General features: G+C 70.0%; 19 protein-coding genes. 8 read left to right on the top strand and 11 right to left on the bottom strand.

Translation table 11 applies throughout. The features are described from left to right. Positions 1-8: 8 nt before the first annotated feature. The 8 genes from FHG71_RS18065 to nanR form a co-directional block, all read right to left on the bottom strand. The gene (locus FHG71_RS18065) at positions 9-992 is read right to left on the bottom strand and encodes an ABC transporter permease (protein ID WP_139083099.1); all 984 of its coding nucleotides are present in this window, start codon (positions 990-992) and stop codon (positions 9-11) included. After that, positions 989-2,503: a sugar ABC transporter ATP-binding protein gene (locus FHG71_RS18070; RefSeq protein ID WP_139083100.1), complete on the bottom strand. Its 1,515-nt coding sequence runs from the start codon at positions 2,501-2,503 to the stop codon at positions 989-991. The genes FHG71_RS18065 and FHG71_RS18070 overlap by 4 nt, the downstream gene beginning before the upstream one ends. Then, a complete protein-coding gene (locus FHG71_RS18075; RefSeq protein WP_246045507.1) occupies positions 2,500-3,627 on the bottom strand; it encodes an ABC transporter permease in 1,128 nt (375 codons plus the stop codon). Before FHG71_RS18075 ends, FHG71_RS18070 begins: the two co-directional genes overlap by 4 nt. 60 nt (positions 3,628-3,687) lie before the next feature. Next, entirely contained in the window at positions 3,688-4,686 is a 999-nt protein-coding gene (locus FHG71_RS18080; RefSeq protein WP_139083102.1) for a sugar ABC transporter substrate-binding protein, read from the bottom strand. Further along, positions 4,667-6,073 (bottom strand): four-carbon acid sugar kinase family protein, encoded by a 1,407-nt coding sequence (locus FHG71_RS18085; protein ID WP_139083103.1) that lies wholly within the window; start codon positions 6,071-6,073, stop codon positions 4,667-4,669. Before FHG71_RS18085 ends, FHG71_RS18080 begins: the two co-directional genes overlap by 20 nt. Continuing rightward, positions 6,070-7,311, bottom strand: coding sequence for a ribulose-bisphosphate carboxylase large subunit family protein (locus FHG71_RS18090; RefSeq protein ID WP_139083104.1), 1,242 nt, complete (start codon positions 7,309-7,311; stop codon positions 6,070-6,072). Before FHG71_RS18090 ends, FHG71_RS18085 begins: the two co-directional genes overlap by 4 nt. Further along, complete coding sequence (locus tag FHG71_RS18095; RefSeq protein WP_246045506.1) at positions 7,308-8,348, bottom strand: Gfo/Idh/MocA family protein; 1,041 nt, start codon at positions 8,346-8,348, stop codon at positions 7,308-7,310. Before FHG71_RS18095 ends, FHG71_RS18090 begins: the two co-directional genes overlap by 4 nt. A 70-nt stretch (positions 8,349-8,418) precedes the next feature. Next, positions 8,419-9,141, bottom strand: a complete 723-nt coding sequence (nanR, locus tag FHG71_RS18100) for a transcriptional regulator NanR (RefSeq protein ID WP_176559492.1) — start codon at positions 9,139-9,141, stop codon at positions 8,419-8,421. 156 nt (positions 9,142-9,297) lie between these two features. On the opposite strand from nanR, the gene FHG71_RS18105 reads away from it, so the two are divergent. Further along, positions 9,298-10,134, top strand: a complete 837-nt coding sequence (locus FHG71_RS18105; RefSeq protein WP_139083106.1) for a phosphogluconate dehydrogenase C-terminal domain-containing protein — start codon at positions 9,298-9,300, stop codon at positions 10,132-10,134. Then, positions 10,131-10,958, top strand: a complete 828-nt coding sequence (locus FHG71_RS18110) for a sugar phosphate isomerase/epimerase family protein (protein WP_218014143.1) — start codon at positions 10,131-10,133, stop codon at positions 10,956-10,958. Before FHG71_RS18105 ends, FHG71_RS18110 begins: the two co-directional genes overlap by 4 nt. Positions 10,959-10,967: 9 nt before the next feature. Here the strand turns inward: FHG71_RS18110 and FHG71_RS18115 are convergent, their stop codons facing one another. From FHG71_RS18115 to FHG71_RS18125, 3 genes are all read right to left on the bottom strand, one after another. Then, positions 10,968-12,794, bottom strand: a complete 1,827-nt coding sequence (locus tag FHG71_RS18115) for a D-apionate lactonase family protein (RefSeq protein ID WP_139083107.1) — start codon at positions 12,792-12,794, stop codon at positions 10,968-10,970. A 136-nt stretch (positions 12,795-12,930) separates the two neighbouring features. Further along, a complete protein-coding gene (locus FHG71_RS18120; protein WP_139083108.1) occupies positions 12,931-13,227 on the bottom strand; it encodes a hypothetical protein in 297 nt (98 codons plus the stop codon). Positions 13,228-13,321: 94 nt separating this feature from the next. Further along, on the bottom strand, positions 13,322-13,657 hold the full coding sequence (locus tag FHG71_RS18125; protein WP_139083109.1) for a hypothetical protein: 336 nt from the start codon (positions 13,655-13,657) through the stop codon (positions 13,322-13,324). A 173-nt stretch (positions 13,658-13,830) separates the two neighbouring features. On the opposite strand from FHG71_RS18125, the gene FHG71_RS18130 reads away from it, so the two are divergent. The 6 genes from FHG71_RS18130 to FHG71_RS18155 are packed head-to-tail and all read left to right on the top strand — an operon-like array spanning position 13,831 to position 19,173. Then, positions 13,831-14,883, top strand: a complete 1,053-nt coding sequence (locus tag FHG71_RS18130; protein WP_139083110.1) for an ABC transporter substrate-binding protein — start codon at positions 13,831-13,833, stop codon at positions 14,881-14,883. Further along, entirely contained in the window at positions 14,880-15,719 is an 840-nt protein-coding gene (locus FHG71_RS18135) for an ABC transporter permease (RefSeq protein WP_139083111.1), read from the top strand. Before FHG71_RS18130 ends, FHG71_RS18135 begins: the two co-directional genes overlap by 4 nt. Further along, positions 15,716-16,489, top strand: coding sequence for an ABC transporter permease (locus FHG71_RS18140; RefSeq protein WP_139083112.1), 774 nt, complete (start codon positions 15,716-15,718; stop codon positions 16,487-16,489). Before FHG71_RS18135 ends, FHG71_RS18140 begins: the two co-directional genes overlap by 4 nt. Further along, positions 16,486-17,526: an ABC transporter ATP-binding protein gene (locus FHG71_RS18145; protein ID WP_139083113.1), complete on the top strand. Its 1,041-nt coding sequence runs from the start codon at positions 16,486-16,488 to the stop codon at positions 17,524-17,526. The genes FHG71_RS18140 and FHG71_RS18145 overlap by 4 nt, the downstream gene beginning before the upstream one ends. Next, complete coding sequence (locus FHG71_RS18150; protein ID WP_139083114.1) at positions 17,523-18,254, top strand: MBL fold metallo-hydrolase; 732 nt, start codon at positions 17,523-17,525, stop codon at positions 18,252-18,254. Before FHG71_RS18145 ends, FHG71_RS18150 begins: the two co-directional genes overlap by 4 nt. 28 nt (positions 18,255-18,282) lie before the next feature. Then, positions 18,283-19,173: a bestrophin family protein gene (locus FHG71_RS18155; RefSeq protein WP_139083115.1), complete on the top strand. Its 891-nt coding sequence runs from the start codon at positions 18,283-18,285 to the stop codon at positions 19,171-19,173. Positions 19,174-19,354 lie beyond the last annotated feature (181 nt).

A 19,354-nucleotide genomic window follows, 5' to 3' on the forward strand; every position in this document is an offset into this window, starting at 1 on the left:
CCGGCCAGTCAGGCCGTGCGGGGGCGGATGACCCGGCGGCGGAGCGACCGGAGCCGCGCCTCGCGCAGGCCGTCGAGGAAGACGGCGAGCAGGATCACCGCGCCCTGGAGGAGCGGCTGGAGGTAGAGGTTCACCCCCGAAAAGACGAGTCCGGCCTTGACCGCCTGGATGGTGAGCGCCCCCAGCACCGCGCTGCCCGCGCCGCCGATGCCGCCGAAGAGCGAGGCGCCCCCCAGGACGGCGGCGGCGATCACGTCGAACTCGCGCCCCTCGCCAAAGCCCGCGTCGAGCCGGCCGATCTGGGAGATGAGCACGAAGCCGGCGAGCGCGGCGAGCGTGCCGGAGACGACGTAGACCGTGGCCTGGATGCGGCGGACAGGCAGGCCTGCCTTGGCGGCGGCCAAGGGGTCGTTCCCGAAGGCGTAGACATGCCGGCCGAAGGCGGTGTGGCGCAGGATCACATGGGCCAAGAGCGCGACGGCGGCGAAGATCAGGATCGGCACGGGGATGCCCCCGACCGAGGCCAGACCGAAGCTGCGGACCTCGTCCGGGAAGTCGAGCTGGCGCGACTCGGTCAGCCAGGTGCCGAAGCCGCGATAGAGGAAGAGTGTCGAGAGCGTCACGATGAAGGGGATCACGCGCAGGCCCACGATCAGGACCGCGTTGATCGCGCCGAGGATCGCTCCGGTCGCAAGGCAGGCCAGGAGGGCGAGTCCCACCCCCGCGCCCGCGTCGCGCATCACGAGGCCGGCCACCAGCGAGCCCAGAAACATCACCGAGCCCACCGACAGGTCGATCCCGGCCGTCAGCAGCACGAAGACCATGCCCACGGCCGCGATGCCGATGAAGCTCGACTGCTTGACGGTGTTGGCGAGGCTATCGGGGGCGAGGAAGCCGGGTGTCAGGACACCGAAGACCAGAACGATGGCCACCAGCATCAGCACCGCCCCCATGCGCGTCGCGACGTCGAGAGCGCCTTGAGTCGAGGTCATGCGGCATCTCCTTCGGCCTGCCGGAAGGCGCTAGCGATGATCCGGCGCTCGTCGAACCGGGCGCGGTCGAAGGTGGCGACGACTTCGCCCCGGCTCATGACGGAGATGCGGTCGCAAAGGCCCATGAGCTCGTCCAGTTCGGATGAGATGACCAGAAGGCCCGCGCCTTCGGCGGCGAGGCGATCCATGAGGCCGTAGATCTCGGATCGGGCGCCCACGTCGACGCCGCGCGTGGGCTCGTCGAGGATGAACAGCCTTGGCTCGGTCGGGAGCCACTTGCCGATCACCACCTTCTGCTGGTTGCCGCCCGAGAGCGACCGGACCGGCTGCCGGGCGAGGTCCTGAGCCTTGAGGCGCACCGTCTCTCGCAGCGCCTGGGCGGTGTCGGCGATGCGGTCGGCGTCGAGGCCCAAGGGGCCGCGCAGGCGTTCAATGGCGGGAAGGGTGAGGTTGTCGCGGATGCTCGCGTCCATCATCAACCCTTCCTCGCGCCGGTTCTCGGTCACGAAGGCGAGGCCCTGGCGGATGCGGTCGCGCGGGCCGCCCCTCAGGGGATGGCCGAGGAGCCGCGCGTCGCCCCGCATGGCGGGGTCGAGGCCCATCAGGATGCGCGCGAGTTCGCTGCGGCCCGAGCCCATCAGGCCGAAGAGGCCCAGGATCTCGCCCTCGCGCACGGTCAGCGACACGTCCTCGATCACGCCGGGGGCGGAGAGGCCCTGAACCTCCAGAACGGGGCGGCCGCGCGGGGGAGCGGTGCGGGACGGGTAGACCGCGGCGAGGTCGCGGCCGATCATGGTGCGGATCATTCGGGGGATGTCGAAATCGGCCACCGGTCCTTCGCCCACGAGGCGGCCGTCGCGAAGCACGGCGATGCCGTCCGAGAGGCGCTGCACGTCGGCGAGGATGTGGGAGATGTAGATGACCGTCTTGCCGGCGGCGCGCAGCCCCTCGATGGCCTGGAACAGCCGGTCGGTCTCGCGCGGGGTGAGGGAGGTCGTGGGCTCGTCGAAGATGATGAGCGCGGCGTCGTGATGGAGCGCGCGGGCGATCTCCACGAGTTGGCGCTCGCCGGGGGAAAGCGAGTCGAGCGTCCGTTCGGGTGGCAGGTCGAGGGCGAGGCGGGCCAGGACCTCGGCCGCGCGGTCGCGCATGGCGCGACGGTCGATGAAGGGGCGCAGGAGTCCGGGACGGCGGGGGAAGCCGTCGATGAACAGGTTCTCGGCCACCGTGAGATTGGTGAAGAGGTTCAGCTCCTGATGGATGAAGGCGATGCCGGCGGCGCGGGCGTCGGCGGCCGAGGCGGGCGCGTAAGGCTGCCCGCGCCAGAGCATCCGGCCGTGCGTGGGCGCGGTGATGCCGCCGATCATGTTCATCAGCGTCGACTTGCCGGCGCCGTTTTCGCCGATCAGACCCAGGACCCGCCCCTCGGGGATGTCGAGCGACAGGTCGCGGACGGCGGGCACGCCGAACCAGTCCTTGCCCAGGCCTTCGAAGCGGAGGAGCGCTGTCATGCCATCCCCCGCAGGAGCCGGGTGCGCGCCACGTCGAGGAGCGCGGCCGCGAGGATCACGCCGCCCTTCACCATGTCGATGTGGAAGGTCGAGAGGTTCATGAGGTTGAGCGAGTTCGAGAGGAGCACAAAAAACAGGACGCCGAAGACGGTCCAGAGCACCTTGCCCTTGCCGCCGAAGAGCGACGTGCCGCCGATCACCGTCGCGCCGATCACGTCGAGGAGGAAGGTGCCTTCGCCCAGCGTGGGGCGGCCGGCCTCCAGCCGCGCGGAGTAGAGCACCGCGCCCACGGTGGCACAGAGGGAGGAAAGGACGAAGACGAGGACGATGATGCGTCGCACGGGCACGCCCGCGATCTCGGCCGCGCGGCGGTTGGCGCCCACCGCGAGCACCTGCCGGCCGAAGGCGGTGCGCTCCAGGAGGAGGTGAAGCGCGACGGCGAGCGTGACGGCGACGAGCGCGGCATAGGTGACGAGTTCGTGCACCTGTCGCCGGGGGATCTGCGGCTCCTCCTTGGGGCCGATGTAGACGGACACGATCTCGCCCTTGCCGAGCGCGACGTAGGAGTCGGGCAGGTTGCGGATGTTCTCCGATTGCGTGAGCCAGATGGCGAAGGCGCCGACGGTGATGAGCGACACGAGCGTCACCATGAAGGCGGGCATGTCGAGCCAGGCGACCAGCGTGCCGTTCACGAGGCCCACAAGCGCCCCGGCGAGCAGCATGGCGAGGAGGCCCAGCCAGAGCTGCCCGGCGAGCACCCCTCCATCCTCGAAGATCAGGAGGCCCCAGATGGGGGCCTTGGACAGGACCTCGGGCGGACCTGCGGTGGCGATGAGGGCGGCGCCCAGCGTGGAGGTGAGGCCGATGACGGCGCCCTGGCTCAGGTCGATGCCGCCGATCGTCATGACGAAGGTCTGGCCGAGGGCGACGACGAGCAGCGGCCAGGCGTTCGACAGGAGGTTCGCGAGGTTGGCGGGCGTCCCGAGCGTCGGCAGGACGGGCAGGAGGATGAGGAAATAGGCGAGCGTGAGCCAGAGGACGAACCAGTCCGACAGCAGCGCGCGGGCGAGCGTCCGTCGCAGGGGACGCGCCGCCGGGGTCGCGGGAACAGGCTGGGTGAGCATGGCCGTCACGAGGAGCCCTCCGGGCAGGTGGCCGGGGGCGATCTCGCCCCCGGCTTCGCTTCAGTTGTTCAGGAAGCCCTCGGACAGGAGCACGCAGCCCCACATGTCCATCTCGCGCTCCCCGAGGTTGGCCGAGGTCAGGGCGAAGCCCGGGTCCTCGATCACCTGATTGGGCTGGGTTTCGCCCGCCTCGATGGCGGCCAGGATGGCGTTCATGGCGCTTTCGGCCTCGAAGTACAGGTCCTGTACGCCGGTCGCGTCCACGAAGCCGTCCTTGATGAGCTGGCAGGCGGTGGCATCGCCGTCGAGGCCCGCCATCAGGACATGGCCCTCCTGGTCGCGGGGGACCCACTTGCCGCGGGGCTCCAGCACCGAGCGGATGGTGGGGAAGAGGAAGTCCGACGAGGTGAAGATCAGGTCGATGTTCGGGTTGGCGGTGACGGCGGCCTCGAGGTTGGCGAGCGCGGTCGCGGCGTCCCACTCCGAGGCGACCTCGATGGGAGTCGCGAACTTGTCGCCGTACTTCTGGAGGGCGGCGTAGAAGCCGTCCTTGCGGCCGACCGCGTTGGGGTCGCCCAGGTCGCCCACGATGATGAGCGGCTGGATCGGACGGTCGGTGATCCTCGCCATCGCCTCCTGCGCGACGAAGTCGACCGCCTGCTCGGCGATGGTGGCGTTGTCGGCCACCACGACGATGCCCTTGGACAGGTCCGAGGGCGGCCGGTTGAAGACGGCGATGGGCACGTCGTTGTCCTGCGCCGTCTGGACGATGGTCACGGCGCTCTCGCCGTCCTGCGGGATGATGATGATCCCATCCACCCCCTGCGCGATGCAGTCGTTGACCTGCTCCAGTTGCCGGTTGGCGTCCTCGTTGGCGTTGCGCTCGATGACGGTGTGGCCGGCCTCGGTGAGGGTGGTGGTAATGGCCTTGTGGCCGGCGACCCAGAACTCGGTCTCCAGGTCCTGGAAGGCGAAGCAGATGGTGGCGGCCTGGGCTCCGGTGCCCAGGAGAGTGGCGAAGGCGGTCGCGCCCAGCGCGCTAAGGAACGTGCTCCTCATGGTCTTTGTCTCCTCCCTGGAGGTTGGTGGCGAAGGAACGGGACAGGGCTTCGCCCTCTTTCCCGGTGTCGGGCCGCGCGCCGAGGGCGCGGGCAAACAGGTCCTCGGGGCCCATCTGGCCGCCCTTGAGAATGATCTCGATGCTGTCTTTGGCGCGGGTGCCCCGCATCAGCGAGGCGCCGTGGGCGATCCAGGCGAGGGGTTCGAGCGCGAGGACCCCCAGCGCGCGGGTCACGCGGCCCGAGGTGTCGCCGCCCGCGACGAGCGCGCGGGACAGGCACGTGTCCATGAGCGCGGACAGGATGGTGCCCAGCGCCTCGCCGATGCGGGCCTCGCCCTGCGCGGGCGAAAGGCCAGTGGCGGCGATAGCGGCGCGGGTGGCGGCCAGCGCGGGGTCGTCGGGACCACGCAGGGCGGCGACGATGGGATTTCGGCCCCGGTCCAGCGCGGCGAGCGCGACATCCGTAGCGGAGGCGATAGCGGCTGGGCCGTCCGGGCCGAACAGCGCGGGCGTGTCGAGCCGGATCACGGGCCATCCTCGCTCCTCGGCCCAGGCGATCTGGCGGGCGGTGACGACGGAGGCGGAGCCCGACACGACGGCGATGCGGTTCACGGGCGAGGGCAGGGGGCGCGGCGGCTCCTCGGGAAGCGAGCCCTGGGCGCGGAAGTGGGCGATCAGAGCGGATTCGATGCCTTGGGAGCCCAGGCTGAAGCGGCGGCTCCAGATGATGCGCCCCACGAGGGCGAGGTCGTCGGGGCCGGTGCAGTCGACGGCGACGCCGCGGGCGCCCCCGGCCGCGAGCCGGTCGAAGCTCTCGACGCCCAGGTCGGGACGCATCAGCGCGGCGAGCGGCAGACTGGTCTGGGCGCCCAGGTGGCGGGCGATGTCGGCCTCGCTCATCGGCGTCACGGGATGGCGCGCCATGACGGGGTGCCGGTCGATGCGATGGATGCCGCCGGGCCCGGCTGCGAACAGTTGCCCGAAGGCCTGGTAGCGGCCCATCTCGGGCGAGGCGAAAAGGATCGGCGCGCAGGTCTCTCCGGTGGACGCGAGCCCGTGTTCCAGCGCGCGGCCGAGCGAGCCCACGTGCGGCGCGCTGTCCATGGTGGAGCAGGCCTTGTAGTGGATGACCGGGGCGCCGGTGGCAACGAGGGCGGCGTAGAGGTCGGGCAGGTGCCGGTCCATCCAGTCGGGGCTTTCGGCCCGCGCGGTGCTGGCGATGCCGATGGCGCGAAGGCCCGCGAAGCGCGCCAGCATCGCGGGCGTGGGCGGCTCCAGGAACATCACGGCCGGAAGGCCCGCGAAGGCCAGCGTCTCGGCCACGGCCGCGCCGCCGGTGAAGTCGTCGCCCAGCCAGGCGACCAGCGGGCCGGTCGGGAGGCTCACCTGTAGGCCTCCAGCGCGCCGGCAAGCGCCGGGCTGTGCGCGGCGTGGTTTGCAATATCCTCGCCCGCCTTGGCGGCGGCCCAAGCCTCGCGCAGGCTCTCGACCCCGGCTTTCGGGCCTTGGGGATGGGCGAGGATGCCGCCTCCGGCCGCGTGGATCAGGTCGTCGGTGCCCAGCGCCGCCCAGGTGCCCGCCGCCTGCCGGATCGTCTGGCCGGAGGAGAAGACGGGCATCGTCACCATCGGTGCGTCTTCCCAGAGCGGCGTGAGAAGGGATCGCGCCGAGGCTATCACGCTCTCGTCGTCCTCGCAGAACTTGTTGGCGAGGCCGTTGACATGGAGGTGGTCCGCGCCGGCGAGCCGCCAGAGCTTGGACCAAGCGACGTAGGAGATCCCGTGGTTCGGGTGCCGCCCAACCGAGCCCCAGCCGTTGCGGTGGGCGTGGATTGGCAGTTGCGTGTGCCGGGCGAGCGCCAGCATCCCCGTGAGCCCCACGGAGTGCATCGATGCCATGACCGCTGTGCCGCCCTCGGCCAGCACGAGGTCGTGGCGGGCGCGCATCTCGTCGACCTCGCCGGTCAGGTTGAAGGCGAACATCACCTTCTTGCCCGTGCGGTCGGCGTGGTCGCGGATCACCCGCATCACGGCGCGGACGCGGTCGGGGAAGGGGCAGTGGGGGCCGTCGGCCTGAAGCTCGTCGTCCTTGATGAAGTCGATCCCGGCCTCGACCAGCGTGCGCACGAGGTCAGCGGTCTCCTCGGGCGAAAGGCCCACGGACGGCTTGATGATCGTGCCGATCAGCGGGCCGGCGGCGACCCCGGTCAGGCGGCGGGTGCCCTTGATTCCCCAGCGCGGGCCGGGGTTCCTGTCGGCGAAGGCACGGGGAAGGCGGAGATCGAGGAGCTTGAGGCCGGAGAAGGCGCGCAGTTCGAAAAGGTTGCCCGCCACCGTGGCCTGCAGGTTGGGCAGCGACGGGCCCATGTTCGACAGCGGCCAGGAAAGGGTTGCGCGCGCCAGAACGGGCCGACCCGGTGTGGCGCCCGGCAGCGAGGGGCGCTCGGCTTCGCCCACCACCTCCAAGCGCTCGACGCGAGCGCGGGCGACGCGGACGCCGGGCGCGTCCTCGCCGGGGACGGAGACGAAGGTGCCCGAGGACTGCTCCCCGGCCATGACCTGGGCGGCCTTCGACGGGTCCTCGGCGGTCTCGATCAGGTAGTCGGCTTCGATGCGGTCGGTCATGGGCTCACGCGGGCGCCGATCTCGGCGGATCGGTAGGCGGCGAGGCAGAGCGCCAGCGTCCGCAGGTTGTCGGCGCCCGAAGGTTGCGGCGTGGCCTGTCCCCGAAGGACCGCAACGACGTGCCGCTGGAAGGCCAGGACCGAGTCCTGCACGACGTGCCAGGGCTTCTCGCCCCAGGCGGGCACGGGAGGCTCCACGTCCTCCTCGCGCCGGCCGGTCTCGTCGTGGATCACGAGGCGGTAGCCTTCCCGCAACTCCAGCGTGCCCCGGTCGCCCTCCAGCACGGCGAGCGTCTGGGGGAAGGGCTCGGGCCGGAGCGTCGAATGGAAGGACGCGTCCGTGACGCCCACCGCGCCGTCATGGGCGGTGAGAGCGGTGAAGGCATCCTCGCCTTCCACGCGCGGGTTGCGCTTCTGGGTCTCGCAGGTGATGGCACGGGCCTCGCCGAGGAAGAGGCGGACGAGGTCGAAAAGGTGGACGCCGATGTCCATGATCGCGAGGCGCGGAACGGTGGCGAGATAGGGCTGGCCGGCGTAGACGTCCCAGCCGTGGCGGAAGTTGAGGCGCAGGAAGCGCGGCATGCCGATGGCGCCCGCGAGGAGAAGTTCCTGCATCCGCACGAAGGGGCGCTGCCAGCGGAAGTTCTCGTGGATGACGAAGGCTGCGCCCGCGCGATCGCATGCGTCCACCATGGCGCGGGCGTCGTTCGGCGTGTCGGCGATGGGCTTCTGGCAGATCACCAGCCGGACCTGCGGAGCGCAGAGTTCGACGAGCGCTCGGTGCGAGGGAGGCGTCGTGGCGATGTCGACGAAGTCGGGTCGCAGCGCCGCGAGCATCGCGGCGGGATCGGTGAAGGCCCGGGCGCCGAACTCCTCGGCCATGGTGCGGGCGCGGCCCTCGTCGAGGTCGCAGACGCCCGCGATCCGCACCCCCTCGGGCCCGAGGTCGCGCCAGGCCTGCATGTGGTTCCGGGCAAAGAAGCCCGCCCCGATCAGGCAGCCCGTGAACGGGCCCGCCGCGCTTGCACCCTCGGTCAACGCATCCCTCCCTGAGTCGTCGCGATGATGGAGCCGGTCGCCCGGCAAAGCAACTGGTATGATGAGCGTGCTAGTTGTCCGCTACGCTGGCCTGCCGATAGAGGGCGTTGGCCCGCGTCAGGTGGTCCTGCATGGCGCGGGCCGCGCGCTCAGGATCGCCCGCGGCCACGGCCGCGACGATGGCCTCGTGCTCGTCAAGGGTGAGGCGTTCGAGGCCCGAGCTGTGAACCGCGCGGCTGTGGAAGCGTGCCATCCAGTCGAAGACCGCCCGCACGACCGAGGACAGCACGACGTTGCCGCTGATCCCGGCCAAGGCCGCATGGAAGTCGCCGTCGCGGCGCATGAACTCCGCCGGGTCGTGCCGCGCGAGAAGCTGGCGTGCAAGGAGGTCGCGAAGGTGTTCGAGATCGGCGGAAGTCCTCATCTGGGCCGCGAGGCGCGCCGTTCCGGTTTCGATGACGATCCTCGCCTCCTTGAGTTGCGCGAGGATCGTGTCGTCGTGCGTGAGCACGTGGCGCATGGTCAGGGCGAGCTGCTCGGCCAGAAGGTCGAGCCGGGGCGCGGCGAGGCGCGGGCGGTCACCGTGGCGCACCACGATCAGGCCCAGGGAGGCGAGCTGCTGCATCGCCTCGCGGATCGCCGGGCGGCCCACGCCGTAGCGGGCCATCAGCTCGCGCTCGGACGGAAGGGGATCGCCGGGTCGCAGGTCACCTTCGTTGATCTGGGCGAGGAGGCGCTCGCGCACCTCGTCGGAGAGCTTGCGGCGGCGGATGGGCTCGGCGTCCGGGGTCATGCTCGTCTCCATGCGCGGACCCTAGCCCAAGGTCGCGCTGAAAGCGAGCCACTCATGATACCAGCGAGCCAGGCCTGCGGCGCGGGATTGACCAGCGACCCTGCCGCTTCTACTGGTATGACGAGTTGTGGCGCGACGGCCATGAGGGAGGACAGCATGACGAAGACGGTGGCCGTTCTGGGCGCGGGCGGGAAGATGGGGTTCCGCGTGACCCGCAAGATCCGCGACGCGGGCTACGACCTGCGCGCGGTGGAGATCGGCGAGGCCGGGATCGAGCGGCTGCGCGGCGCCGGGATCGAGGCGATGGACCGCGACGCGGCGCTGAAGGGCGCCGAGGCGGTGGTGCTGGCGATCCCGGACTCGGCCATCGCGCAAGTGGCGCGAGAGATCGTACCGCAGCTCGACCAAGGCACGGTGGTCATCATCCTCGACGCGGCCGCGCCCTACGCGGGCGTGCTGCCCGAGCGGGCGGACATCACCTACTTCGTGGGGCATCCCTGCCACCCGCCGCTCTATGCCCACCACATCACCGACCCTGACCAGCGGGCTGACGTGCACGGGGGCGTGGCGCCGCAGGCCATCGTCTGCGCGCTCATGCAGGGCCCGGAGGAACACTACGACGTGGGCCGCGCCATCTGCGAGGCGATGTGGTCGCCCATCCTGCGCACCCACCGCGTGACGCTGGAGCAGCTCGCCATCCTGGAGCCAGGCCTGTCGGAGATGGTCGCCATGGCCTTCATCGACACCATGGTCGAGGCCATGGACGAATGCGTCGAGAAGTACGGCATCCCGCGCGAGGCGGCCTTCGACTTCCTGATCGGCCACATCAACGTCGAGACCTCCATGTGGTTCGGCTATTCGCCCAAGGTGCCCTCGGATGCGGCGCTGCGGCTCATGCGCTTTGCCAAGGGCGTGGTGCTGCGGGACGACTGGCGCGTGGCGCTGAGCCCGGCCAAGGTCAAGGAAGCCTCCGAGCTGATCGCCCGGGGGTGACGCCGGCCGTCTCGACCGCCGCCTTCGACGGCCACTCGATGGAGGTGGCGCTCGATGAACTGGCCGAACTTGGCGTGGCCGCCGTCGAGCCCGCCTATATCCGGGGCTACACCGCCTTCGACGAGGACTCCTTTTCGGAGTCCGCCGCCGAGCGGCTGGGCCGGGCGCTGCGTGATCGCGGGCTGGGCGTCCGGGCGGTGTCGGCGCACATGGACCTGTCGGACGGGGATGCGGCGGCGATGCTCGCCCGGCGCATCGACTTCGCGGCGGGGCTCGGGGCGCGCATCCTCATCACCAACGCGGGGCCGGCGGTGGCGCGCGGGGTGATCCTCGATCGGCTGGCCGGGGCGGTGCCGCGGCTGGAGGTCGCCGGGATCGTGCTGGCGCTGGAGAATCCAGGGCATGGACGCGACGACCTGATCGGGCTGGGCGAGCAAGGGGCGGCGCTGGTCGCGGCGCTGGGCTCGGATCGGCTGCGGCTGAACGTCGACGTGGGCAATCTCTGCACCTATGCCGGAGGGCTGGAGCCCGGCCTTTCGGCCGCGCTGCCCGCCGCGGTTCACGCCCATCTCAAGGACTTCGCCGAGGACGGGCCCGACTGGCGCTTCGTGCCACTTGGTGAGGGAATGGTGGATTGGCGCGCGGTGGCCGGGGCCATGGGTCGGCTCGCGCCGGGCCTGCCGGTCGCGGTCGAGCTGCCGCTGCGGCTGCACCGTCCGGGCCGAGGCGATCCGGTGCGGATGGCCGAGCCGCTGCCGCTGCCGACGATCCGCGAGGCGATCCGCCGGTCGCTGGACGTCTGGGCGGTCGCCAAGGGGGGCTGAGCCGGATCGTCAGGCCGGCTGCGCGTCTCCGGTCAGGCGAAGCGTGGCATAGGCGGGGACCAAGAGGCCGGAGGCGGGGAGGTTAAAGGGCTCCCACCCCCTAGGGCCGGGCGCCAGCCGGGCGGCGGTGGCTATCCCTTCGGGTCGGGCGATCTCCACGGGCTCGGCGCTGGTATTCGCCAGAAGCACCGTGTGCGTTCCGTCCCGCTCCCAAGCGAGGCCGGCCAGCCCCGGCTCAGTGGGTGCGGGGCGAAGCCGGGCCCCCTCGGCGGCCGCCACCTCGGCCTGTATGAAGGCCAGCGGCAGGGGGGCTCCATCTTCGTCGCACAGGCCAGTGGGGCCGGTCGCGTGGAGCGGTGCCAAGGCCTCGGCCCAGGGCAGGGTGCCCGCCAGCGCGCCGACAAGATGCGCGGCGCCAAAAAGGGCGCGGTGGCGTGGGTCGCGCTCGGCGAGGCAGGTGCGGGTCGTCCCATCCGTCGGGGTCAGGCCGGGGCCGTAGGGGTTGACCGTCGGCGCGAGTGCGAGCGGGCCCGGCCAGAGGCCGACCCCCGGCACCAGCGCGGCGGCGCTGTCCATGATCGCGGGCAGGACGCGCAGCGTTTCCATGACCGAGACATCGTCGGCGGCATGGACAAGAGGCGTGACCCCGAAAAAGGCGAAATCGGCCGGAGGCGGCGGGTTGCGGTTGAACTCGGGGAAGAAGGCGGGGACGCCCGCCCCGATCCGCCCCCCGAAGCCCCGCCGCAGCGCAGCCAGCGTCGGATCGAGAGGCACCTCATCCTCGGGGAGGGTGCCCGAGGGGTGGGTCACGAGATCCCGCGCGGCGGCGACGAGCAGTTCGGTGACGGGGTGGCCCTCCATCGCTGTGAGACACGCCGCCGCCTCGGTTTCGGGGTGCCTCTGCGGAAAGATCGCCTCGACGGCGAGCGACATGCCCTCGCGCCCGGCCAGCGCGGCGGCGGCGGCCAGCCGCGCTGCGTCCGGCCGGTCCACCCGCATCCGCAGGATAAGCCCGCGCGCCAGGCCGGGCCGAGGCAGGCGATCGGGGATGGGGCGGTCCTCGGCTAACCGGAGGTGCAGGGGCGGCACCGTGGTGCGCCCGGCTGGAACCGTGGCGGAGGCGGCGGCGGTCGCGGAGGGTCGGCCCGTCAGGCGCAGCGTCACCCGCTGGACCTCCTCCGTCCCCGCCGGGATCATGTAGGGGCGTGGCCAAGCCAAAGGACGGACATAGGTCTTGAAGGAGGCGTCGGACCAGTTGCGCTGGTCCTCCATCTCCCAGATGCCGCCGTCGAAGCGGACTTCGGCGGTGACGCCAGGCGCGGGCTCGTGCGCGAGCGACACGATGTCGATGGCCGGCTGGTCCGGGCTGATCCGCCGGGGGAATGTGGTCTCCTCTGACCCGCCGTCGCCGTGGCCCACGCGCAGGGGCTGTCCCGCCACGTCGTCGCCATGCAGGACCACGAAGCCCGTGCGGTTGGTCAGGAAGTCCGTACCGGCCGTGGCGGTCGCCTCGAAGGCCAGCGTGCCATCGGCACGGCCCTCGATCCGGGCGCGGTAGGAGAGACGGCCGGCGGGAGAATCGGCTTGCGCGACATAATGTACGCTGAAGCCGTCGGCGTCCTCGTGCAGGCGTAAATCGGAGAGGGCCACGGGCAGCGTGCCCCAGGACGCGTCGCGCAGAAGGTAGGCGATCCCGCGCAGGACTTCGGTCCCATGCCAGCGCAGGTCGCGGAGCTGCCCGGCCTCCAGCACCGCCGACAGAGGGCCTGCGGAGAGACGGCGACGCTCGGCCGGGGGTTCCGGGGTCCCGAAAAGGTCGAGGGCGTCTGGCTGCATGGGGACTCCGTGCTCTGGCGGCGATGACCGATCTGTCACCATCCTGCCGAGGACGGCCCTAGGAGTCATGCCGGCGCGTCAGGACGTGCCCCGAGCGTTGCACGAAGGCCCGTCGTGGCTTGTCCGGGACGACGTATTAGGCCGCCAGACGCTGCGTGACGTCCACATAGACGCCCTCGTCCCGCATCTCGTCCAGCCAGCGATCAAAGCAGAACCCATCGATTCGGACATCGGCATAAAGGCGGGCGGCGAGCTCGGGCGAGACGAAGCCGCGATCCATGGCCCTCACGACATCGGTCAGGGCACGGACCTGCGCCGACCGGCAGCCGGGGTTCCACGGGTTGATCGGTGTGCGGCGCAGGTGGTCGGCCAGGCGGGCCTCCAGATCCTCGATATGGGAGTCGTTGGTCGGGTTATGCAGGCGGAGAGGCATGAGGGCAGCTTGTCCTTGCGTCAAAGGCCGTCCCATAGCTTCGTCTGGATAGGTCAGCAAAGCTGACAGGGTGCCGCAGGTCCCGCGACGCCGCCTACCCGAAACCCCGAGCCACAAGCCGGGCCACCTGATGGGAGAGGCGCGCGTCGATCTCGGCCCATCGGCCTCCGTCGATGGGATGGAATCTCGCGACGAAGAGCGCCGCAGCCGACCGCCGCATTTCCTTGGCCCGGTACCCGAGCCAGTGGTCACAGTATCTGCAGGTGAGCGAATGGAGGGTGGTCGCGGGGTCGCGCATAGGATCAACGACGATCGCACAGCCCGCGGCGCGGGCCTCCTCTTCCAAAGCGACGGCGGTCATCAGCAGGTCGCCCTTGGTGCCGACGTCATTGTGGATCGTCGCGAGCGACACGGCGGCGCCCTCGGCCACCTCGTCCTTGCGGACCGCATGGAAGCCGTCGCGGAGGGCTTGTGTCAGGGCCGCCGACAGGATGCCTCCTCCACAAGCGAGCCTTTTGGAATTGACTTCAAATCTGAGCCATCTCAACCATCGCGGTCAGACGAGTGACCGCTGCCGTGCGGGACCATAAGGGGAGATCGACGATGACGCCTTGGAGCCGTGCCTGCCTGTCCGCCGCCGCAGTGGCGGCGTTGCCCGGGGCGGCGCTCGCGCAGGAGCTCAATGCGCTCGTCTGGTGCGACCACGCGGACCCCGCATTGGTCGAGCCTTTCGAGCAGGCCCATGGTGTCCGGGTCAACCTGCGGGAGTACGAAGGTTCGGGGGCGGCGCTGGCGACGCTGGAACAGTCGCAGCCGGGCGACTGGGACGTGCTGGTGATCGACGCCATCGACGTTCCGCGCGTGGTGGAGGCGGGGCTCATGGCCGAGCTGCCCGTCGACCAGTTGCCCACCGCGGATTTCTTCCCGCAGGTGCTGATGGAGGCGAGCACCACGCGCGACGGCAAGGTCTACGCCGTGACCGAGAAGTTCGGCTACAACACGATTTCCTTCAACTCGGCCGAGGTGGATGCCGAGGACATGCAGAGCCTCGGCACGATCCTGACCGACGAATACGCGGGCCGGATCGCCATCTACGATTATTACCTGCCGGTCATGGGGCTCGCGGCGGTGAGCCTGGGGATGCAGACGGCCGATCTGGCTGCGGACGACCTGCCGGCGCTGCGCGAGATGCTCTTTGCCATGAAGGAGCGGGCCGCCACGGTGGGCGAGGTGGTGGCGAGCCAGACGGCTCTGGCCACGGGCGAGGTCGACATCGTCATCGGCGGGGGCGAGTTCCTGACGGCGGTTCTGGCCGCCGAGCAGCCGGAGATGACCTGGACGATCCCCGACCAGGGCGCGGTGCTCTGGGCGCAGAGCATCGGCGTTCTGGAGGGGAGCCAGAACAAGGATCTTGCGCTGGAGTTCGTGAAGTACATCGTCAGCCCCGAAGGGCAGGCGAGACTGGCGACCTCCTCCTGCTACTGGGGGATGCCGGCGAACCGGATGGCAGGCGAACACCTGACCGACGAGCAGAAGGCCGTCCTTCGCTGGGACGAGCAGGAGCAATACCTATCGCGCGCCCAGCTCTATCCGGCGCCGGACGCCGATCTGGACACGCAGATGCAGGACCTGTGGCTCGAGATGCTCCAGCGATGAGCGAGGGCGCAAGGGGCTGGGGCTTCGTGGCCCCGGCCCTGCTCTGGACGGTGGCCTTCTTCCTCGTGCCCTTGGGTGTGATGGCGGCCATGAGCTTCGCGCGGCTCGACGGGCGCGAGCTGGTCTGGGGTCTCGACTGGGGCAACTATGCCAAGCTGGCCGAGCCCGCTATCGGGCAGGCGGTGCGGGTCTCGCTGGAGATCACGCTGACGGTCACGGCGGTTTCGGTGCTGCTGGCCTATCCACTGGCGGCGATCCTGGCCTTCCAGGTGCCCCCGCGCTGGCAGAGGCTCGCGCTCCTGCTCGCGCTGCTGCCGTTCTGGACCTCCTACGTGGTTCGGTCCTACGCTTGGCTTCTCGTGCTGTCCAAGCAGGGCGTCGTGAACAAGGCGCTCATGGGGCTGGGTCTGGTCACAGAGCCGCTGACGCTGGCGAATACCCGTTTCGCCACGGTGACGGGTTTCGTCCACTTCTTCACGATGCTGCTGACGCTGACGATCTACGCGAACCTCGTGCAGCTTCCCCGCAATTACGCGCGGGCGGCGCAGGATCTGGGCGCGAGCGGCTGGCAGACCTTCCGCCACGTGATCCTGCCGCTCACCCTGCCCGGAATCGTGACGGGAGCGTTCCTGTCCTTCGTCCTGTGCATCGGCGACTATATTACGCCGCAGATCCTGGGCGGCAACAACGAGTTGGCGCTGCCACAGGTCATCATGGTGCAGCTCGGGCGTCGGGCGGACTTTCCACTGGCCTCGGCTCTGTCGGTAGTGCTGATGGGGCTGGTGACGGTGGCCTATCTCCTGTCGTCGCGCTGGCTGAGGCTCGACCGCACATGATGCGCTGGCTCGGATGGCTGTATCTGCTGACGGCCTATGGCTTCATCCTTCTGCCCGTGGCGGTGCTTGTGCTGTTCTCGCTCCAGGACGGGCGGTTGCCGGTGCCGCCGTTCCAAGGAGTCTCCTTCCGATGGTACGCCGATGTCTTGGGCGACCGCGACCTGATGGCAGCGTTGGGGAACTCGGCCCTGGTTGCCGTTGGCTCCTCGGCTCTGGCCTGCGCGCTGGGGTTTCTCGCGGCCTACGGGCTTGCCCGTCACGTGCTGCCGGGGGCGGCGCTGGTACGGGCACTGCTGGTCCTGCCGCTCGCGGTCAGCACGCTGATTGTGGGCCTAGGGCTGCTGATCGGGCTCAACCGGCTGGGCATCGGACTGTCGCTCTGGACAGCCGGGATCGGGCACGTGGTCATCAACCTGCCGCTCTGCTTTGCCATCCTTTATTCCGCCATGGGCGACCAGCAGCGGAACGCCGAGCGCGCGGCCCGCGACCTGGGCGCGAACCAGGCGCAGGTCCTTTGGCTCGTGACCGTACCGATGCTGCGACCGGCGCTGCTTGCGGCCTTCTTCCTGTCTGTGACGCTGTCCTGGGACGAGTTCATCATCGGTTTCCTTCTCACCCGCTTCGACGTGACCCTGCCTGTGGAAATCTGGAACCTCCTGCGGTCCGGCCTTTCGCCGCGCCTCAACGCCATCGGAAGCCTCGTCTTCCTTGCCTCCGTTGCTGTCGTGGTCGCGCTGGAGATCCTCGTGCTGGCGAGGCGGCGGGCATGACCGCGCCGGTCGCGCTGGATCGCGTGGGCCACAGCTTCGGGCCGCAGCGGGTGCTGCGCGACATCGGGCTGGAGATCGCGGCGGGGGAATATGTCGTGCTGCTGGGTCCCTCGGGCTGCGGCAAGACCACGCTGCTGTCGATCCTGGGCGGCTTCCTGCGACCCGACGAGGGGCGGGTGCTGATCGACGGGAGAGACGTGACCGCCTTGCCGCCTGCGAAGCGGCCGACCACAACGGTGTTCCAGGACTACGCGCTGTTCCCGCACATGACCCTGCGGGACAACGTGGGCTTCGGGTTGCGCATGGCCGGGGTCGCCAAGGCGACTCGGCACCAGATGGCCGAGCGGCAGCTCGCGCTCGTGGGGCTGGAGAGGGCCGGGGGCAAGCGACCGCACGAGGTGTCGGGCGGACAGCGGCAGCGCGTGGCGCTCGCGCGCGCCCTGGCGGTGGAGCCCGATGTGCTGCTCCTCGACGAGCCGCTGGGGGCGCTGGACCTGAAGCTGCGCCGCGTGATGCAGGACGAGCTCAAAGCGATCCAGCGGCGGGTGGGAACGACCTTCGTTCACGTCACACACGACCAAGAGGAGGCCATGGCCATCGCCGACCGGATCGTGGTGATGAACGCCGGGAGGATCGAGGACCAGGGCCCGCCCGACCGGGTTTACCGTCGTCCGGCCAGCCTCTTCACTGCCGGTTTCATGGGCGAGATGAACCGCATCCCGGCCCGACGCGGCCCCAATGGGATCGAGACGCGACTGGGCGTGCTGCCTGTCGCCGTGCCGGGGAGCGCGCCCCGGCTGACTGTGTGCCTGCGGCCCGAGGCACTGTGGGACGGGGCCGGCGACTGGGATCTCGGACCCGCGCAGGTAGAGGACACGGCCTTCTTCGGCACGCATTTCCGGGCCCATCTGGTGCCCGAGCGCGCACCCGACCTGCGACTCGTCGCTCATTTCCCGCCCGCCCAAGCGCCGGAGCCCGTGGTGCGTCTCTCGGTCGACTCGCAGGAACTGTCCATTTTTCCGGAGGGGTCGCCGTGATCCGCGCCCGGCCAGAGGAGTGGTATGCGCTGGAGCGCAAGGACGACGGAATTACTCTGATCTCGGAGCCTTGGATCAAGGAGTTCTATCGCTGCAACATGTGGCACATTCGAGGACGCGACCGCGACCTCTTGGTCGACAGCGGCATGGGCGTGGTGCCGCTGCGCGAATGGGTGCCGCTGGTGACGGAGAAGCCACTGCTGGCTGTGGCCAGCCACACGCATTTCGACCACATGGGCGCGCATCACGAGTTCGAGAATCGCGCCGTCCACGCGCACGAAGCCAAGATCCTGGCCGAGCCCACGCGGGTCGCGACGCTCGCAGATCCCTACGTGACCGACGAAATCTTCGACCGGCTCCCGCCAGAGCCCTATTCTTCGGCGCTCTATCAGGTGAAGGCCGCGCCGGCGACGCAGCTCTTGGACCATGGCGACACCTTGGACCTGGGCGACCGGCGGCTGGAGGTGATCCACACGCCGGGGCATTCACCGGGTGGCATCGCGCTGTGGGAGGCGGCAACGGGAACGCTGTTCTCGGGCGACATCGTCTATGACGGGCCGCTGATCGAGGACACCTACCACGCTGACGCGACCGACTACGTGGCCTCGATGCGGCGGCTGCTCGATTTGCCGGTGCGCGTCGTCCATGGCGGCCACTTCCCGAGCTATGACGGGGCGCGCCACCGCCGGATCGTCGAGGACTGGCTACGGGGTAGGGGGGTGGCGTGATCCGTCGGCGCGCGCGGGGACCGGGGCCATGATCGTTCGCAACAAGCCGCGGATCTGGGAACTGGCCTTTGCGCTGCGAGGATCGGTGCTCACGCACATCGCGGCGCCGCTCCTCTCCCTCATGGCGATCGCCGCGGCTGCCGTCTGGATCGAGCAGCGCTTCCACCCGCTGCCCGAGGTGGAGGCGGCCCCATTCACCGTCTTCGGAATTGCGTTGTCGCTGTTCCTCGGCTTTCGCAATAATGCCGCCTACGACCGCTGGTGGGAAGCGCGGCGGCTCTGGGGCGGGCTTCTGTCCGATCTGCGCAACCTCGCGCGCGAGGCGGAGATCTTCGTTCGCGACGAGGCGCCGCGCCGCGAGATGCTGGAAGTAGCGCTGGTCTTCCTGCACCTGCTCAAGGGGAGCCTGCGGCGGCAGGAGCACGACCCCGAGGTCCGGGCGCAGGCCAACGACCTGCTCGACGTCGCCAACCCGCCGGATGCGGCGCTGGACCGGCTAGGTCGCCTGATCGCCGCGGCGCTGGAGCGGGGCCGGATCGACGGCTTCGGGGCGCGGACGCTGAGCGCACGGTTGTCGAGCATGGCGCTTCAGCAGGCCGGATGCGAGAGGATCGCCGGAACACCGCTGCCCTATGTCTATTCGTTGCTGATCTATCGGACGACTTATCTCTACTGCCTTCTGCTGCCCCTGGCGCTGATCGGGCCGGCGGGCTGGCTCACTCCGCTCTTCGTGGGGGTGGCCGCCTATGTCTTCCTCGGGCTGGCCGAAGTGTCCGAGGAGCTCAGCCAACCTTTCGGGGACCACGTGAACGCGCTGCCCCTCGACGCGATCTGCCGCGCCGCCGAGATCAGCCTCGCCTCGCATCTGGGCCGGCCGGCGCCCCCGCCGATCCTGCCGCGCAACTATCACCTCACCTGACAGCGCCTCGGGTCCGAACGTGTCCGGACCGGCATTGCCGCTGGGTCATATGCAATTCATGTATTTGGCTCTTGCGGACTGCGGTGACACTCCGTAGATAGCGCGTCACTGGACGGACGGCGGTGACGCTTCGGTCTGGGCCACATCGGATGGTTGATCTGGCGGGGTGCGGACAGGGGTT

Source organism: Rubellimicrobium roseum, from assembly GCF_006152145.1.
GTDB lineage: Bacteria > Pseudomonadota > Alphaproteobacteria > Rhodobacterales > Rhodobacteraceae > Rubellimicrobium > Rubellimicrobium roseum.

Bases quoted from the DNA above. Each gene is read 5' to 3' on its own strand.
- FHG71_RS18065 (WP_139083099.1), bottom strand. From the start codon at position 992: ATGACCTCGACTCAAGGCGCTCTCGACGTCGCGACGCGCATGGGGGCG.
- FHG71_RS18070 (WP_139083100.1), bottom strand. From the start codon at position 2,503: ATGACAGCGCTCCTCCGCTTCGAAGGCCTGGGCAAGGACTGGTTCGGC.
- FHG71_RS18075 (WP_246045507.1), bottom strand. From the start codon at position 3,627: ATGCTCACCCAGCCTGTTCCCGCGACCCCGGCGGCGCGTCCCCTGCGA.
- FHG71_RS18080 (WP_139083102.1), bottom strand. From the start codon at position 4,686: ATGAGGAGCACGTTCCTTAGCGCGCTGGGCGCGACCGCCTTCGCCACT.
- FHG71_RS18090 (WP_139083104.1), bottom strand. From the start codon at position 7,311: ATGACCGACCGCATCGAAGCCGACTACCTGATCGAGACCGCCGAGGAC.
- nanR (WP_176559492.1), bottom strand. From the start codon at position 9,141: ATGACCCCGGACGCCGAGCCCATCCGCCGCCGCAAGCTCTCCGACGAG.
- FHG71_RS18105 (WP_139083106.1), top strand. From the start codon at position 9,298: ATGACGAAGACGGTGGCCGTTCTGGGCGCGGGCGGGAAGATGGGGTTC.
- FHG71_RS18115 (WP_139083107.1), bottom strand. From the start codon at position 12,794: ATGCAGCCAGACGCCCTCGACCTTTTCGGGACCCCGGAACCCCCGGCC.
- FHG71_RS18120 (WP_139083108.1), bottom strand. From the start codon at position 13,227: ATGCCTCTCCGCCTGCATAACCCGACCAACGACTCCCATATCGAGGAT.
- FHG71_RS18130 (WP_139083110.1), top strand. From the start codon at position 13,831: ATGACGCCTTGGAGCCGTGCCTGCCTGTCCGCCGCCGCAGTGGCGGCG.
- FHG71_RS18135 (WP_139083111.1), top strand. From the start codon at position 14,880: ATGAGCGAGGGCGCAAGGGGCTGGGGCTTCGTGGCCCCGGCCCTGCTC.
- FHG71_RS18140 (WP_139083112.1), top strand. From the start codon at position 15,716: ATGATGCGCTGGCTCGGATGGCTGTATCTGCTGACGGCCTATGGCTTC.
- FHG71_RS18145 (WP_139083113.1), top strand. From the start codon at position 16,486: ATGACCGCGCCGGTCGCGCTGGATCGCGTGGGCCACAGCTTCGGGCCG.
- FHG71_RS18155 (WP_139083115.1), top strand. From the start codon at position 18,283: ATGATCGTTCGCAACAAGCCGCGGATCTGGGAACTGGCCTTTGCGCTG.